The organism is Planococcus shenhongbingii (assembly GCF_030413635.1).
Lineage (GTDB): Bacteria > Bacillota > Bacilli > Bacillales_A > Planococcaceae > Planococcus > Planococcus shenhongbingii.
On sequence record NZ_CP129235.1, the window covers coordinates 1375360 to 1392060 of the forward strand.

Genomic DNA, 16701 nt, shown 5'->3' on the forward strand with positions numbered 1-16701 from the left:
TCATCGGGAGGAATTTGGGATGGAGAAATTTCAGTTTCATGATATGGCATTAACTTGGTTAGATGGGGGTACTACTTGGCTTGATGGAGGCACGATGTTTGGTGTGGTGCCGAAAGTTGTCTGGTCAAAAAGATATCCGGTGAACTCGGAAAATCAGATCGAGCTGCCGACACATCCAATTCTGGTGCAGTATGAAGGACACAATATCCTCATAGATAGCGGACTTGGAGAAGGCAAATTGACTGACCGCCAAAAACGCAATCTAGGCGTGTCGTCTGAGTCGAAGCTTGAGGAGAACTTGGCGGAATTGGGACTTACGGCAAAAGATATCGATACTGTACTGATGACGCATTTGCACGGAGACCATGCTGCAGGGTTGACAAAGCGCCAGGGAGAATCGTTTGTTTCGGCATTCCCCAATGCGAAAATACATGTTTCTGCGATAGAGTGGGATGAAATGCAGCATCCAAATATCCGTTCCCGCAACACTTACTGGAAAGAAAACTGGGAGCCGATTGCAGCACAAGTTGAAACTTTTGAAAGCGAAAAAACCTTGTTTGATGCGATCCAAATGATACATACCGGCGGACATTCCAATGGCCATAGCGTCATTAAACTGATGAGCAGCGGCGAAACCATTTTGCATATGGGCGATATTATGCCGACACATGCCCATCAAAATCCGCTTTGGGTGCTCGCGTATGATGATTACCCGATGGATTCGATCTATGCGAAAGAAAAGCTGATGAAAGAGGCGCTGGAAAACAGTTATTATTTCACCTTTTACCATGATGCCTATTACCGGGTTCTTAAATGGAGCCAGGATGGTAAAGAGATCGGTGAATCAGTAAAGTATCAGGAGAAAAAGATATAGAAAAAGGAGCCGATGACAAATCGGCTCCTTTTTTCAGGCTGTCGAGAAACTCTCGGCAGCCTTTTCACATTTCGCTCCAGGTGGGGCGCTTTCCGCGGACATGGCTTCAGCCGCTTCCTTTGCTCCTGCGATTACTCGTCGCAAATTGAAAAAACATTCGCTTTGCTCAGTCCAGGGTCTTCAGCTCATGTTATTTCCGCAGGAAGCGAACTGTGCAAAAGCACTTTTGCGCGGTTCGTTTGCGACGAAGCTAGCGCAGCGATGCAGGAGCACCTCTTTGCCCTTCGCCCACCTTCCGCTGCATTCAGCTCTCTATTGTCACTTTTAGAGATTCTCTGGAATAGGGAGCTGATTCGGAAAGCTCTCGAATGTTTGTACCTGCTCTCCAAATATGGAGCCAACCAGCGGAGACGCCCGCGGCAAGTGCAGCTGGTTGGCGGAATATCGGTTAAGGAAGGATCACTAATAGAAACTTTAACTTCCTCAACAAGCTGGAAAAAGGAGCCGATGAAAAATCGGCTCCTTTTTTGCTTTTAGCAAGAAATATTTAATTATACTTTGTTTACTTCAAGGACTGCTCCAGTATAAGCATCTGCAAGAAACTCGAATTGCTCGAGCTCGTCTTCGCGGTGCCGGGTGATTCCGCCTTTATAAACTTCTGTTGAAACGGCATGCTGTTTGTACGGTTCGGTTTTCATGAAAATCCACGAGCCGTCGATCGGCCCTTCTTCTTTAAAGGCTGTTTTTACGCTTTTCAGTACATCGTCTGCGGGGTAAAGCTTCTCTTTTCGATCATAAACTTCTTTGATGATATAAGTCGCAGCCACACCTGTTGCAAATCCAATCAATAAATCACGATTTTTCACAAAAATCCCTCCTATACTTGCTGAATAGATTGTACCATAAAAATTTATTTCACAGTACTAAAGTGAGGAAGCGGACTCTTTTCTTTCGATAATCGAAAGAGCAAGCTGGAAATTGACTGAAAAAAGCTCTAAACTTGAACTTAGCAATCCCTTTAGGAGGAATCTGACAGATGAATAGTAATACAAGAAAGTTATTCAAAACATTGACGGAGCTTCCGGGCGCCCCAGGAAATGAACACGCTGTAAGAAAATTCATGAGACAAGAACTTGAAAAGTATTCTGATGAATTGGTTCAAGATAATTTAGGAAGTGTTTTTGGTGTCAAACATGGATCGCAAGACGGCCCAAGAATAATGGTTGCTGGACACATGGATGAAGTCGGGTTTATGGTCACGCAAATTACCGATAACGGATTGATCCGTTTTCAGCCTTTAGGCGGCTGGTGGAATCAAGTGCTGCTGGCTACACGCGTTGAAATTATTGCCGGCGATAAAAAAATCCCGGGCGTTATCGGATCGATTCCGCCTCATCTTTTGAATGAAGAAATGCGCAAAAAGCCGATGGAGATCAAAAACATGCTCATAGACATCGGTGCAGACGATAAAGAAGATGCGTTGTCATTCGGCATTCGGCCGGGCCAGCAAATTGTGCCTTTCAGCCCGTTCACACCTATGGCGAATGATAAAAAAATAATGGCCAAAGCTTGGGATAACCGATATGGCTGTGGTTTAGCCATTGAATTGCTGAAAGAACTTAAAGATGAAAAATTGCCGAATCAGTTATTTTCAGGAGCTACCGTCATGGAAGAAGTAGGGCTGCGCGGAGCACAAACAGCAGCTAATCTGATTAAGCCTGATTTGTTTTTTGCGCTTGATGCGAGTCCGGCAAATGATGCGAATGGCGATAAAAATGAATTTGGGCAATTAGGCAAAGGGGCTTTGCTGAGAATCTTGGATAGAACGATGGTGACCCATCGCGGTATGCGCGAGTTTATCTTAGACACCGCAGAAACTAATGGCATCCCGTATCAATACTTCGTCTCACAAGGCGGAACAGACGCCGGACGGGTGCATACAGCAAATGACGGAATACCAAGTTCAGTAATTGGTATTTGCTCACGCTATATTCATACATCGGCATCTATTATCCATACAGATGACTATGCTGCAGCAAAAGAACTGCTGACAAAGCTCGTAAAAGCTGCAGATCGCTCAACTCTTGAAACGATTCGCCAAAATGCCTGAAAATATGCCTTCGGGCTCTTTTTTTTGAACAGCTAGAATAGCATTCTTTGAATCCGTAATATCCCAATAAAAATAAACATTATGTTGAGTGAAAGGAATAAATAATATGAAAAAAATCATGGCAGCTATAGCTTCTGGAAATCCTGCAAAAGTCAATGCGGTGACCGCTGTATTTGAAAAATTTCAATTTGATTTTGAACTGGTAACCAAAGATGTAGACTCCGGTGTTTCAGCACAGCCGATTACTCTTGAAGAGACTCGTTTAGGGGCAATCAACCGGTCAAAGGCCGCATTAACTGACTCTCTTGATGTAGCGATTGGATTGGAGGGAGGCGTCTACGAATTGGAAGGCGAAATGTATTTATGCAATTGGGGAGCATTGGTAACTTCAGAAGGGAGGCTGTACACAGCAGCCGGCGCTCAAATCCCTTTGCCTGAAGAAATTGCCTTAAGATTGAGAGCAGGAAATGAATTGGGCCTGGTGATGGATGAATATGCTGATGAAATCGGAGTGCGCACTCATAAAGGGGCAATCGGTATTCTGACAGCCGAATACGTCAACCGAAATGAAATGTTTGAGCATATCGTCAGTTTATTGCTTGGCCAATATATACAAGGCAGCGATTCAGTTGCAAGTGCCCCTAAACATCTTTAAAATAAGAAACAGTATAGGTAGGGAGGAATAAATGTGCCTCGTAAAGGATTTATCATTCTTTTAATCTTATTATCTGCCGGGTTAAGCGGCTGCTTGGCATCTCCCGAAGAGAAAATTGCTAATGGGATGTCCAAAGCCACAGCAGTATTTGAAAATGAACCGGCCGAAACCAATGAAAAAGTGGACAATACAGAACTTTATGTTCCAAGAAGCTATACTATCGAAGAACCCTCTGATGACCAAAATATCGTCATCACCAAAGGAAGCGATTCATTCGTTTTATTTATCAATCCAAACGAGGCAAGCGACAGCACTTTATTCTACGACCTTCAAAAAGCGAACCCTGAACAGCAATGGGTGGCTGATAAAACATTTGAACAGAATGGCCGGTTTGGTTTTACAACCGTAAGAGAAATTGCCGATGACCGATTTGAAGTTGTCGTCAGTGCAGGCGGAGTAAAAATGACGACCATCTCTGAAGGAAGTAAAATTGATCCTAATATGGAATGGATGATGAAAACCGTCCGCTCTATTGACAATTCGAGATAGGGGATAAACAAATGAGAGATTTAACAAGCACGGAAGAATTTCATGAACTAGCAGCAAATAGTCCGGTTGTCTTTATGTTTACTGCTGGGTGGTGTCCGGATTGCCGGGTTATTGATCCAATTATGCCTGAAGTTGAATCCACCTTCAGCGACTATACTTTTGTGTCAGTAAACCGGGATGCGTTCCTTGATCTATGCATTGAAAAAGACATTTATGGAATACCAAGTTTTCTGGCGTATGCAAATGGCAGCGAATCGGGGCGTTTAGTCAGCAAAGACCGTAAAACACAAGAAGAGATTGAAGCTTTTTTATCCAATTTGTCTAAATAACAAAATGACGGTTCGCCAAATTCTGGCAGAGCCGTTTATTTTTGAGAGAAGGGACACGTTTTTATGAAACCGACCGAACTGGTAAATTTATTAAGAGAGCGTATGCCGAGCAAGCAATTGGAATGGCGCTATGACCGGGAAAACAATATTTTAAACATTCAACATAAAGCAATCGGAAAAGGAATGACGCTTTCTTTGCCGCAAGTGATTAACCGCTATGAAGCAAAAGGCGATTCCGCGATTCAGGAAATCGTTTATACGATAACAGAGACTTTTGACGCCATGGAAAAAGAAGCCAAAGGTGAACTCAAATCATCCGAACACATTTATCCCATTATCCGTTCGACGTCTTTTCCAACAGAATCCAAAGAAGGACATAAATTCATCACTTCAGAGCATACAGCAGAAACACGAGTGTTTTATGCGTTGGATGCTGGGACTACCTATCGCTTAATTGATGAAAATATGTTAAATTCATTAAGTCTGACTGAAGAGCAGCTAAAGGAAATTGCAAAATTTCAAGTGAAGAAGCTGAAGACGGCTGTAAAAGAAGACCACGTCGCAGGCAATGTGTTTTACTTTTTAAACGAAAACGACGGGTACGATGCGACACGCATCTTGAATGAAGCTTTCCTTAAAGAAATGAAATCTAAAATAACAGGTGATATGACAGTTTCGGTCCCCCATCAAGATGTCTTGATTATAGGGGATATACGCAACGAAACCGGCTATGATGTGTTGGCCCAGATGGCCATGCATTTCTTCACAAACGGCAAAGTGCCCATTACTTCATTATCTTTCATTTACGAAAATGATGAATTAGAGCCGATTTTCATCCTGGCTAAAAACCGACAGCAGAAGGAGAACGATAAAAAATGAATGCATTCTACAACAAACAGGGAATAGGCGACGTCCTATTAGCACAATTACAAACAGAAACACCGGAAAAAATCCATACGGAACAATTTGATGACATTACACTCATTAAAGACGAAAACGGCAATATTGCTGCGTTTAACTTATTCAACGCTTCCCAATATTTGGATCTGACAGAAGCGGCGACAGTAGAAGTGTCGGAAGAAATGGTTACGGCGTTGCAAAATGCGTTAGAGAAAAATGGAGTGGATCTAACTCTGGAAGTAGATCTTTCACCCAAATTTGTGGTGGGGTATGTAGAGTCGAAAGAAAAACACCCAAATGCAGACAAATTAAGTGTGTGTACAGTCTCTATTGGAACAGAAGTATTGCAGATTGTCTGTGGCGCTCCGAATGTTGAACAAGGGCAAAAAGTGGTAGTGGCAAAAGTTGGCGCGGTAATGCCATCTGGAATGGTTATTAAAGATGCGGAACTGCGCGGTGTTCCTTCAAGCGGCATGATTTGTTCAGCGAAAGAGCTGGCATTGCCTGATGCACCTCAAGAAAAAGGGATCCTCGTTTTGCCGGAAGATGCAGAAACGGGTTCTACATTTGAAGTAAAGGCGTGACGCGGCATGAGTTGGTTTAAAAATATATGGGACCGTTTATTTTTCCAAGACACGGAAGAAGAAGTAAATGAAGTGGCCCAAGAGCAGGAAGCGGCACCGAAAGCCCCTTCTAAAAAATCACCATTTCGTTTTCCGGTTATAACAGATGATGAAAAAAGCAAGTTTTTAAAACAGAACCCTCGCACAGGATTCTCCACAGAACCTTTGCAGCAGGAGAAAACAAAAGCCGAAGCTCTGAGAACAGCACCATCAAAACGCAGACCGAGCAGTCCTGCATTAAATAAGAATCGCCGCTATGAACCGGCCGGTTCTTATGTACAAGACTATACGCCGCCAAACCCTGCACGGCCGGCAGCACAAGCATATGAAACACCAAGGACCGCAAGAAATGTGGAAAAAGCGCCAGTCCCATCCGTACCGAAAAAACCGGAAATCAAAAATTATGAAGCGCCGAAACCGGTAAAGCCGGCAAAACCTCGGAGTCTTGACACGCAGCCAATAAAGAAAACCCGCAGCTTTGAACCAGGTCGGGTTCCTTCGCCAATTCATGGCTACAATGACAGCAAGCCAACTCCGACGATAAACGAGTTAGAGAAAAAAGAAATAAGATTCTATCCGAAAAAAATTCTGTCAACTTATGCCCAAGATGCTATTGATTTGAAAAGAATTAAGGCTTTAGGGCAAGCGCCGGATGCAACAGCAACTCCAGAAAGTCAAACAACTGCAACGCCTGACAAACAACCGGCATTGCAAGCACAAGCTTCCCAAGAACCGCCGATGACTGAAGAGGCATCAATAGTTCAAGAACATCCGGTTATTGAAGAGACGCCAGCTGTGCAAGAGCAAACGATTGTGGAAGAGACATCAATAGTGCAAGAACATCCGGTTATTGAAGAACTGCCGGAAATCCAAAACATGGCAATCATTGAAGATAGACCGATTGTTCAACCACAACCGGAAATTTCAGAACAGCTAGTGCCTGACGTTCCAATCATGGTAGAAGCTCAAGAAGTTAAAAAAGTATCTGCGCCTGCTGAAATTGCTGCAATTGAAGTACAAGAAACAGCAGCCGAAAAACCAAACCCTCTGAAAAAAGCAACGAAACCAGAAGGGAAACGTGAGAAGACGGTACCATTCAATGTACTGATGTTGAAATCAGACAAAGAGCGGCTTAAAAAGCCTCTTCCGCCGAAATCCCCTGGTTTGGAAAGCAAAAAAGAGGAAGTTGTAACAACTGAAGAAAAACCTCCTAAAAAAATCGATGTTAATACGCAATTAATGTCAGAAGTAATAGCATCTTCAAAACAAGAGGAATCGATAGAACCGGTTAAAGCAGTTAAAGAAGCAGTTCCATATAAACGTCCGGAAATTGGTGTTCTGCGCCCACCTGAAAATGATTTGATTGATGAAACATGGATGGAAGAGCAAGGAGAACGGCTTATTGAAGCGTTGTCTCATTTCCAGATCCAAGCATCGATTTTAAGCATTGTGCAAGGTCCGGCAGTTACGCAATTTGAAGTGACGGTTGCACAAGGGGTGAAAGTCAGCAAAATCCGCAATTTAGCAGACGATTTGAAATTGGCTTTAGCAGCAAAAGATATACGCATTCAAGCGCCGATTCCGGGGAAAAGTTCGATTGGCATCGAAATACCTAATCGCAAATCCCGTCCTGTCCGAATTTCAGAAGTAATTGGCAGCCCTGTTTTCGAAAGTTCAGAATCGCCGCTTGAAGCAGCTTTGGGGCTCGACTTGACAGGGAAACCGGTTACGCTGGATTTGCGTAAAATGCCGCACGGTTTAATAGCAGGAGCTACTGGCTCTGGCAAAAGTGTATGCATCAATTCAGTATTGATAAGTTTGCTCTATAAATCGTCTCCGCGCGATTTGAAATTATTGCTGATTGACCCTAAAATGGTGGAACTGGCGCCGTACAACCATATCCCTCATTTGATCAGCCCTGTCATAACTGACGTCAAGGCAGCGACAGCTTCGCTTAAATGGGCAGTAGAAGAAATGGAACGGCGTTACAAGCTGTTCGCGCATGTCGGAGTACGGGATTTAAACCGCTACAATAAACTGGTTAAAGAAAAGGGCGATCATGCCCAGCATTTGCCTTATATTCTAATCATCATTGACGAGTTAGCCGATTTAATGATGATGTCGCCTTCTGATGTTGAAGACGCTATTTGCCGGATTGCCCAAAAGGCACGTGCATGCGGAATACATCTTGTAATTGCGACACAACGACCTTCAGTGGATGTGATTACCGGCCTTATCAAATCGAATATCCCGACGCGCATTGCTTTTTCAGTGTCTTCACAAGTCGACAGCCGGACGATTCTGGATACTCAAGGAGCGGAGAGGCTGCTTGGAAGAGGGGACATGCTGTATCTTGGAAATGGAATGTCCGCACCGGTCCGCCTTCAAGGCACGTTTGTTACAGATGAAGAAATTGAAGAGGTTATTGCCCATGTCCGAAAACAAGGTGAACCAGAATATTTCTTTAAAGAAGAAGAACTGATTAAACGCAGTGATTCTCCTGATATGCAAGATGATTTATTTGAAGAAGCTTGCCGTTTTATCATTTCTCAAGGCAGCGCTTCTACTTCTCTGTTGCAGCGGAAGTTCCATATTGGTTATAATCGGGCAGCAAGATTAATGGACATGATTGAGCAGCATGGCTTTATCTCTGAACAAAATGGCAGCAAGGCAAGAGCGGTTTTGATAACAGAAGAGGATATGGCGGATGTTTTTCAGTAAATAATGCCCATGAAGCTATAAACAACAGGAAATATCGGTTATATCATCGGCTCCATAAAAGATGGTATAATCGAGTGATTGCATTATGTGACCAGCTATAGATTTCGCTCGGCGATTCGTATAGACTAATTTTCAACTTCCACAGGAGGTTCATTTATGACAGTTTTACATTTTACCGGAATTAAAGGTTCTGGTATGAGCCCGCTTGCCCAAATCATGCATGATATGGGAGAGCAAGTGCAAGGTTCAGATATTGAAAAGTATTTCTTTACAGAAGATCGTCTGCATGAAAGAGGCATCACGATTCTGCCTTTCGACGAGAATAATATTCATGAAAACATGACAATCATCGCGGGAAATGCCTTTAACGATAATCATCCAGAGTTAGTAAAAGCACGGGAACTGGGAGCGACAATCATCCGCTACCATGAGTTCCTGGGTGACTTGATGAAGCAGTATGTATCAGTTGCGATTACCGGGGCACACGGGAAAACATCCACGACCGGTTTGATGGCGCATATACTTGATGGGTATAAACCGGTCTCTTATTTGATTGGGGATGGCACTGGATTCGGCAAAGCGAATTCCCATTTCTTTGTTGCCGAAGCATGCGAATATCGCCGTCATTTTTTAGCTTATCACCCAGATTACGCCATTATGACAAATATCGATTTCGATCATCCTGATTATTTTGGAGGAATCGATGACGTCTTTAGAGCATTTGAAGAAATGGCGCAGCAAGTGAAAAAATGCATCATTGCTTGTGGAGATGACGAATATCTGCAAAGAATCCAAGCGCCGGTTCCAGTGGTTTACTACGGATTTGGACCTGAAAATGATTTTCAGGCAACAAATGTGATTAAGACAACAACTGGTACTACTTTTGATGTGGTTATCAGAAATGAATTTTTCCACACCTTTACGATTCCGATGTTTGGAGACCATGCGATATTGAATGCTTTGGCGGTTATTTCACTTTGCCATTATGAGAATATCCCAGCTGACATTATACAGCAGCAGTTTTCAGATTACAGCGGAGTAAAACGCCGGTTTACGCAAACGGAAGTAGGCGGCCATATTCTTATCGATGATTATGCCCATCATCCGACAGAAATCCGAGCCACGTTGCAATCGGCCCGCCAAAAGTTCCCGGACCGGGAATTGATTGCGATATTCCAGCCGCATACATTTTCACGCACGCAAACTTTCCTGCAGGAATTTGCAGACAGTTTAAGGGAAGCGGATCATGTCTACCTATGCGATATCTTTGGTTCAGCACGTGAAGCAGCAGGAGTTTTGACGATCCATGATCTCGAAGTGAAGATTGAAGGCAGCCACTTTCTGCAAATAGATAATATGGCTCCTTTGCTTTCACATGACAAAGGCGTCTTTATATTTATGGGTGCAGGAGATGTCACTAAATTCCAAGAAGCATTCGAAAAATTAATCACTGCAGAAGAGACAGTTTGACTTTTAAGTCAAATTGTCTTTTTTTATGAAGGAATTCCTATAGATTTGTTGAATTAATCTAAAGACCCAGTGTTTAGGTAGGCTAAGGGTAGGGTAGAAAAGATAGTATAACAGTTTTGGAAAAGGAGGAAACAGCATGGATTGGAAAATACTGCTTTACATAGCTGCAATTGTCGCGGCTATCGGATTTTTAATTTTATGCGTAGCATTGGCTATGACATTAAATTCCCTTAAAAACACATTAAAAGAAGTTTCAGGCACAGTATCCGGCCTGGAAAACCAATTACAGGGTGTGACGTTGGAAACAACAAACCTTCTGCATAAGACAAATGAATTAGCAGAAGACATCCAGGTGAAATCAGAGAAGTTGAATACGGTGGTTGACGCCGTCAGGGGTGTGGGCAATGCCGTCACAGACCTGAACTCTTCAGTTAGACGCATCACCACAACAGTTTCTTCACAAGTTGAAGAAAATGAAGATAAGATTGCCCAAGTTGTACAATGGGGCAATGTTGTCATGGGAATCCGCGATAAATGGAAAGAACGCAAAATTTATGAAGCACGCGCTTCATCATCTTATGCACCAGTTCCTGGGCAAAAGCGCTTGCCGCATAACGATCAGTTTTAATTGACCAAAACAATAATGGAGGAATGTAAAATGACACAAAACAATAACAATAATACTAATAACCAGCGTCCAGATTATAATGAATCGCAATACAATAAAAACTATTATTCTCCAAATCAGCAAAATACGAATCAGAATCCCAACCAAAATTCCAATCAAAACACTTATTACGCAAATGAAAGTGCTTTTAACCAAAGTGATTACGTGCCGCAGTCATACGGTATGGGCAACCGCTACGACGATCTATATGATTACGAAGAAGAAGCAGGCTCAAAAGATTTCATTATTGGTGCATTAATCGGAGGCATCATCGGCGCAGCAACTGCTTTATTCCTGGCACCAAAATCAGGCAAAGAATTGCGTTCGGACTTGAATACGCATGCTGGCACGTTAAAAGAAAAAACTTCAAGCTATACAGATACAGCTAAAGAGAAATCCAGCGGCTTGACTCAGCAAGTGAAAGAACAGTCAACAAAAGTTGTTGATAAAGTGAAAAACCTTAAAGGCGGCCAGTCACCAATGGATGACGGCACAGCCTCTTCTGAAGGCGAAGAACAAATTGAAATGCTGGATACTGTTCAAAATTCAGTAGATCAAGCTGAATCAGCAGGCCATGAAGCATTCGCTTCGACTGCAAGTGCATTGAAAGAAGCTGTAGAAGAAGTTAAAGAAGAGAAAAAAGCAGAACAAAAAGGCAGCACAAGCTCTAGCACGAGCGGTTCTACAAGCACTACTGGAACTGCAGGCACGACTGGTTCAACAAGCACTACCGGCTCAACAGGAACGGGCAGCACAAGCACTTCTGGAACATCTGGAAGCACTGGCAGCTCAAACAAAAACAGCTCCAGCAATAACAGCTTCAACAAAAACAACAATAGTTCCAATAAATCAAATTCAAGCAGCAATAGCTCCAACAAGAACAGTTCTAGCAACAACAAATCAACGAAATAATCTAGGAGCGGGTTAAATGGAAAATTTAGTGCGTGTACAAGATTTAGACAGTTTAAAACAGGCGACAGCTGGTACACAGCATTACTGGCTGTTCAAACATAGCAGTACGTGTCCAGTTTCAGCTGCAGCTTGGAATGAGTTCAACGAATATTGTTCTTTGCATCCCAATCAATTATTTTTATTCTTGGTAGTCCAGGAAGACCGGGAGTTATCGACAAATATTGAGGCGCTAACGCAAATCAAGCATGAATCGCCACAATTATTTCACTTTTCCAATCAAGTAGTTGATTGGCATGCATCGCATGGCAATATTACAAGTAAATCCATGCAGGAATTTATTGCATAACAAAGAGCCGAAGCCTTGTTGCTTCGGCTTTTTGATGTCTTTAACGCTTTAGTACGTTAAATCGTTAAAAGAAATTTCGTGACTTTACCGAATACTTTGCATATAATAGTTCTAATGTGTTAACATTACTCACTAAGTAAGGTGATTTACGAAAGGGGAAGTAAAAGAATGAGCCATTCAGAGTTAGAGCAGCTTAGAGAAAAAGTCGATGCAGTCAACCTGCAAATTCTTTCTCTTATCAACGAGAGAGCAACAGTCATCCAAGAAATCGGTAAGATCAAGGAGAAACAAGGTGTAAACCGTTACGATCCGTTACGTGAGCGCCATATGCTGAATTTGTTAAAAGAAAATAATAACGGGCCACTGGCACAAAAAACCGTTGATCATATTTTTAAAGAAATCTTTAAATCAGCCCTTGATATGCAAGAAGAAGATCACCGCAAAGCACTTTTAGTATCACGTAAAAAGAAACCTGAAGATACTATTATTACGATTAATGGGGAACAAATTGGTGAAGGTACGCCATCATTCATCTTTGGTCCTTGTGCAGTAGAATCCCAAGAACAAGTTTCTAAAGTCGCTGAAGCTATCGGAGCTAAAGGCCTTCGTTTAATCCGGGGCGGAGCATACAAACCACGTACATCTCCTTATGATTTCCAAGGATTGGGACTTGAAGGTTTAAAAATGTTGAAAGCAGCTGCAGATCAATATAATTTAGCTGTTGTATCTGAAATTGTAACACCTCATCATTTGGAAGAAGCATTGCCATTCGTGGATGTAGTCCAAGTAGGTGCGCGCAATATGCAGAACTTCGAACTTCTGAAAGCAGTTGGCCAAATCAACAAACCTGTTTTGCTAAAACGAGGAATGTCAGCAACAATTGATGAGTTCATCAATGCTGCCGAATACATCATTGCTTCCGGAAACGATCAGATTATTCTTTGTGAACGCGGCATTCGGACATATGAAAAAGCAACACGAAATACGCTTGATATTTCAGCTGTTCCAATACTAAAACAAGAAACTCACCTTCCAGTATTTGTGGATGTAACTCATTCAACTGGACGCCGTGATTTATTGCTTCCAGCTGCTAAAGCGGCAATCGCAATCGGCGCTGATGGAGTTATGGCAGAAGTGCACCCAGATCCAGCCGTTGCTTTATCAGATGCTGCACAGCAAATGGATTTAAACCAATTCGACGAATACTACGATGCTTTGATGAAATTCATGAAGCAATACGAATTGAAAATGTAATTGATAAAAGCCGGGCAGCCCCCGGCTTTTTATTTTTTGGGCTATAAGTTGAACTGAGAATTTTAGTACGGGAAAGTCTTTAAAACAGTTGTCAGGCCATGCCTTTTCGACGAGCAGCGCACTTTCATGTTTCGAAGCTAGCGTAGCGATGCAGGTGCAATGCAGAAAAATAAGTTTTTGCCTTGCCCAAAGCGGTAGGCAAAAAAACATTTTTTAATTCAACTTTGCTGGGTTATTTTTTCAAGACGATTTTCATTTTAATGATGGATTTTGAGGCTATCAACCGATACTTTTATGAAAAGCGCAATAGTTTTGTAAAATGTCACCAGTAGAATCTAACATTGCCTTATTTTTAGTTGATAAGGTTAAACTTTTTATCGTATGATGAAAGATATAGGAAAGGAGGGCGCACCCGTGACCGTTACAATTTATGATGTAGCAAGGGAAGCGAACGTTTCGATGGCTACGGTTTCTCGAGTAGTCAACGGCAACCAGAACGTAAAACCTGCTACAAGGAAAAAGGTATTAAAAGTAATAGAAGAGCTAGGTTATCGCCCTAATGCAGTAGCAAGAGGGCTGGCAAGCAAAAAGACCACCACGGTCGGCGTCATCATTCCGGATATTTCGAATAGCATGTATGCCGAACTTGCCCGTGGTATTGAAGATATTGCAACGATGTACCGTTATAATATCATTCTTTCGAATTCAGACCAAAAGCAGAACAAAGAACTTCAATTGCTTGAAACAATGCTCGGAAAACAAGTGGATGGCATCGTTTTCATGAGCGATGTAATCTCGAGTGAACTTCTTTATGAAATGGAACGATCACCGACTCCGATCGTTCTGGCGGGATCTATTGATGAATCGAATAAGATTGCATCGGTAAATATCGATTATTATGGAGCGGCTTATGAAGCTGTGAAGAAATTGATTGATAATGGCCATAAGAAAATCGCCTTTGTTTCGGGGCTTCTTAGCTCGAAAGTCAATAAGGATTATAAGTTAAAAGCTTATTTCCAGGCTTTACAAGATGCAGGAATTGAGATTAACGAAGAACTTGTTGTTGAATGCAACAATTCCTATGATGAAGCAATTGAGGCTGTTGAAACCTTAAAACCTCTTGATCCTACAGCATATTTTGTCAGCAATGATGAAATGTCAATCGGCGTCATACATGCGGTAGAAGCTATCGGGAAAAAGATTCCAGAGGATGTCGAAATCATCAGTTATGAAAATTCCAAGTTAGCACGCATGGCTCGTCCTATGTTAACTTCGGTGGCACTTCCTCTGTATGATATCGGAGCCGTTTCCATGCGTCTATTGACAAAGTACATGAATGCAGAAGAAATAGAAGAAAATCAAGTCATTCTTCCTTACCGTATTGAAGAACGGGAGTCTACTAAAAATTAAGAATGGCCGAACTATGGGTCAAAATTAAAAAAGGAGCGTCCCCTGATTGGCAGGGAATGCTCCTTTTTTATCCGTTCCGGATCATATACAAGGCTTTGTTCAGCATTTGATGGTTTTTATCGGTTATTTCTTCTTTTCGGGGAATGGCTTGATACATATTTACCGGATCTTCCCATGTTTCGATTAAAGGGACCGGCGACTCAGGCTGCCATTTGGACAGCCAATCCTCCGGCAACTTACCCGTGGGAAGAGGGAAATTGTTCATTTCCATCCATATAAGCGACCACGCTCGAGGCACAACCCGCCAAATATCATAGCCGCCGCCTCCAACTGCAATCCATCGGCCTTCACAGTACTCATGAGCCAGCTCATGGGCGATACGGGGGATTTCCCGGTAGATGTTCATCGTGCCGTACAAATGAGTCAGAGGGTCCAAATAATGCGCATCAGCGCCGTTCTGGGTTAAAATCACATCCGGCTTGAAAAATTCGATAATTTCCTTCATAGCAGTCCGGTAAATCTCCAGGAACGATTCATCTTCCGTAAAAGCGTCTATCGGAAAATTGAATGAGGTGCCGTAGCCTTGTCCACTGCCGCGCTCATTTATATTGCCGGTGCCCGGAAACAGATAACGTCCGGTTTCATGGATGGATACGGTGCAGACATCTGGATCATCATAAAAGCACCATTGCACACCATCACCGTGGTGTGCATCGGTATCAATATAAAGTACCCGGGCACCGTACTTTTTTTTCATATAGTTAATGGCAACCGAACTGTCATTATAAATGCAAAACCCAGAGGCCTTGCCGCGGAATCCATGATGGAGGCCGCCGCCAAGGTTTAAAGCATGCTGCGCTTTGCCTTCCATGACATAATCGACCGCAGTCAGCGTCCCACCAACCAAGCGGGCGCTGGCTTCGTGCATATTCTCAAAGATGGGAGTGTCTTCTGTTCCGATGCCATAGCTTTCCCCAGCTTCCGGTGAAATTTCTCCACGGCTCGCTTGCTTCACAATTTCAATATAGCGCTGATCGTGGGCAAGCATCAATTCTTCATCGGTTGCGATGCGGGCAGGCACAATAAGTGCTTCTGGAAGCGCATTCATTTTCCGGAGCAGGTCGACGGTCAACACCAGTCTTTTTTGATTGAAAGGATGCGTATCAGAAAATTTATACCCCAGTTGATCTTCTGAATAGACGAATACAGCATGTTTTATTCGTTCATTTGTGGTGTGTTTGGCCATAAGACATCAAAACCTTCTTTTTGTAAGTCATTAATAATGGCTAACGGATTCATGGTTTGAACACGGAAGACCAAAATTTTGTTGGCGCTGCTTTTTTTGTCGGGGTAGACAAGCACACTCAATACATTGACTTGATGATTGTAAAAGACCTTGGACACTTCATATAAAATGCCTGCCCGATTAGGGACGCGGACTTCAATATGAGAACCTGGCTGATGGGCACCTGTCAATTCGATATATTTGTACAATAAATCCGTCTCGGTGAGAAACCCTACCAGCTTGTCTTGGCTTACAACTGGCAGGCATCCGATTTTATGTTCATAGAAAATCAAAGCAGTTTCTTCCACAAAATCCAATGGATGAGCAGTTATCGGGTTTTTAGCCATAATTTCAGATACTTTTTTCTCATAAGCATTGATTTTAGGGGAAACTGAGAATCTGGAAGGCAAGGCATCTTTCAAATCCCGTTCAGTCACCACTCCAATAACTTTTTCATTTTCTAAAACAGGTGCATGGCGAATCCGCTTTTCGTTAAAAAGATCAACGACATCCTGAACTGTTTGGTTAGGGTCCAGCGAGTAAACTTCCGTTTTCATAATTTCTTCAATAAGCATCAAAACACCCCTTTATTTGAT

The 16701-nt window shown here is 42.6% G+C and carries 17 protein-coding genes; 14 read left to right on the forward strand and 3 right to left on the reverse strand.

Features of this window, described 5'->3' with window-relative positions; genetic code table 11:
• The first annotated feature begins 19 nt into the window (after positions 1-19).
• Complete coding sequence (locus QWY16_RS06860) at positions 20-874, forward strand: YtnP family quorum-quenching lactonase (RefSeq protein ID WP_300992217.1); 855 nt, start codon at positions 20-22, stop codon at positions 872-874.
• Positions 875-1425: 551 nt separating this feature from the next.
• On the opposite strand, the gene QWY16_RS06865 is transcribed toward QWY16_RS06860, so the two are convergent.
• Positions 1426-1740: a PepSY domain-containing protein gene (locus QWY16_RS06865; protein WP_300992219.1), complete on the reverse strand. Its 315-nt coding sequence runs from the start codon at positions 1738-1740 to the stop codon at positions 1426-1428.
• Between the two features lie 170 nt (positions 1741-1910).
• On the opposite strand from QWY16_RS06865, the gene QWY16_RS06870 reads away from it, so the two are divergent.
• The 13 genes from QWY16_RS06870 (at position 1911) to ccpA (ending at position 14820) form a co-directional block, all read left to right on the forward strand.
• Positions 1911-2984 carry a M42 family metallopeptidase gene (locus QWY16_RS06870; protein WP_300992220.1) on the forward strand — a complete coding sequence of 358 codons (1074 nt, stop codon included), beginning with the start codon at positions 1911-1913 and terminating at the stop codon, positions 2982-2984.
• A 106-nt stretch (positions 2985-3090) separates the two neighbouring features.
• On the forward strand, positions 3091-3639 hold the full coding sequence (locus tag QWY16_RS06875; RefSeq protein ID WP_300992221.1) for a DUF84 family protein: 549 nt from the start codon (positions 3091-3093) through the stop codon (positions 3637-3639).
• A gap of 33 nt (positions 3640-3672) precedes the next feature.
• Positions 3673-4188: a hypothetical protein gene (locus tag QWY16_RS06880; protein WP_300992222.1), complete on the forward strand. Its 516-nt coding sequence runs from the start codon at positions 3673-3675 to the stop codon at positions 4186-4188.
• Positions 4189-4199: 11 nt separating this feature from the next.
• Positions 4200-4517: a thioredoxin family protein gene (locus QWY16_RS06885; protein WP_300992223.1), complete on the forward strand. Its 318-nt coding sequence runs from the start codon at positions 4200-4202 to the stop codon at positions 4515-4517.
• A gap of 63 nt (positions 4518-4580) precedes the next feature.
• Positions 4581-5396, forward strand: a complete 816-nt coding sequence (locus tag QWY16_RS06890; RefSeq protein WP_300992224.1) for a DUF1444 family protein — start codon at positions 4581-4583, stop codon at positions 5394-5396.
• The gene (gene ytpR / locus QWY16_RS06895; protein ID WP_300992225.1) at positions 5393-6001 is read left to right on the forward strand and encodes a YtpR family tRNA-binding protein; all 609 of its coding nucleotides are present in this window, start codon (positions 5393-5395) and stop codon (positions 5999-6001) included. Before QWY16_RS06890 ends, ytpR begins: the two co-directional genes overlap by 4 nt.
• Before the next feature lie 6 nt (positions 6002-6007).
• Entirely contained in the window at positions 6008-8761 is a 2754-nt protein-coding gene (locus QWY16_RS06900) for a DNA translocase FtsK (protein WP_300992226.1), read from the forward strand.
• A gap of 156 nt (positions 8762-8917) precedes the next feature.
• Positions 8918-10231, forward strand: coding sequence for a UDP-N-acetylmuramate--L-alanine ligase (gene murC / locus QWY16_RS06905; RefSeq protein ID WP_300992227.1), 1314 nt, complete (start codon positions 8918-8920; stop codon positions 10229-10231).
• Positions 10232-10367: 136 nt separating this feature from the next.
• A complete protein-coding gene (locus QWY16_RS06910; RefSeq protein WP_300992228.1) occupies positions 10368-10859 on the forward strand; it encodes a DUF948 domain-containing protein in 492 nt (163 codons plus the stop codon).
• 30 nt (positions 10860-10889) lie between these two features.
• Positions 10890-11810, forward strand: coding sequence for a YtxH domain-containing protein (locus tag QWY16_RS06915; RefSeq protein WP_300992229.1), 921 nt, complete (start codon positions 10890-10892; stop codon positions 11808-11810).
• 16 nt (positions 11811-11826) lie between these two features.
• A complete protein-coding gene (ytxJ, locus tag QWY16_RS06920) occupies positions 11827-12156 on the forward strand; it encodes a bacillithiol system redox-active protein YtxJ (protein ID WP_300992230.1) in 330 nt (109 codons plus the stop codon).
• A gap of 168 nt (positions 12157-12324) precedes the next feature.
• The gene (locus QWY16_RS06925; RefSeq protein WP_300992231.1) at positions 12325-13410 is read left to right on the forward strand and encodes a bifunctional 3-deoxy-7-phosphoheptulonate synthase/chorismate mutase; all 1086 of its coding nucleotides are present in this window, start codon (positions 12325-12327) and stop codon (positions 13408-13410) included.
• 414 nt (positions 13411-13824) lie between these two features.
• Complete coding sequence (ccpA, locus tag QWY16_RS06930) at positions 13825-14820, forward strand: catabolite control protein A (RefSeq protein WP_300992232.1); 996 nt, start codon at positions 13825-13827, stop codon at positions 14818-14820.
• 67 nt (positions 14821-14887) lie between these two features.
• On the opposite strand, the gene QWY16_RS06935 is transcribed toward ccpA, so the two are convergent.
• Both QWY16_RS06935 and QWY16_RS06940 read right to left on the reverse strand, forming a co-directional pair.
• Positions 14888-16066, reverse strand: coding sequence for an acetoin utilization protein AcuC (locus QWY16_RS06935; RefSeq protein ID WP_300992233.1), 1179 nt, complete (start codon positions 16064-16066; stop codon positions 14888-14890).
• On the reverse strand, positions 16036-16680 hold the full coding sequence (locus QWY16_RS06940; protein ID WP_300992234.1) for an acetoin utilization AcuB family protein: 645 nt from the start codon (positions 16678-16680) through the stop codon (positions 16036-16038). Before QWY16_RS06940 ends, QWY16_RS06935 begins: the two co-directional genes overlap by 31 nt.
• Between the last annotated feature and the right edge of the window lie 21 nt (positions 16681-16701).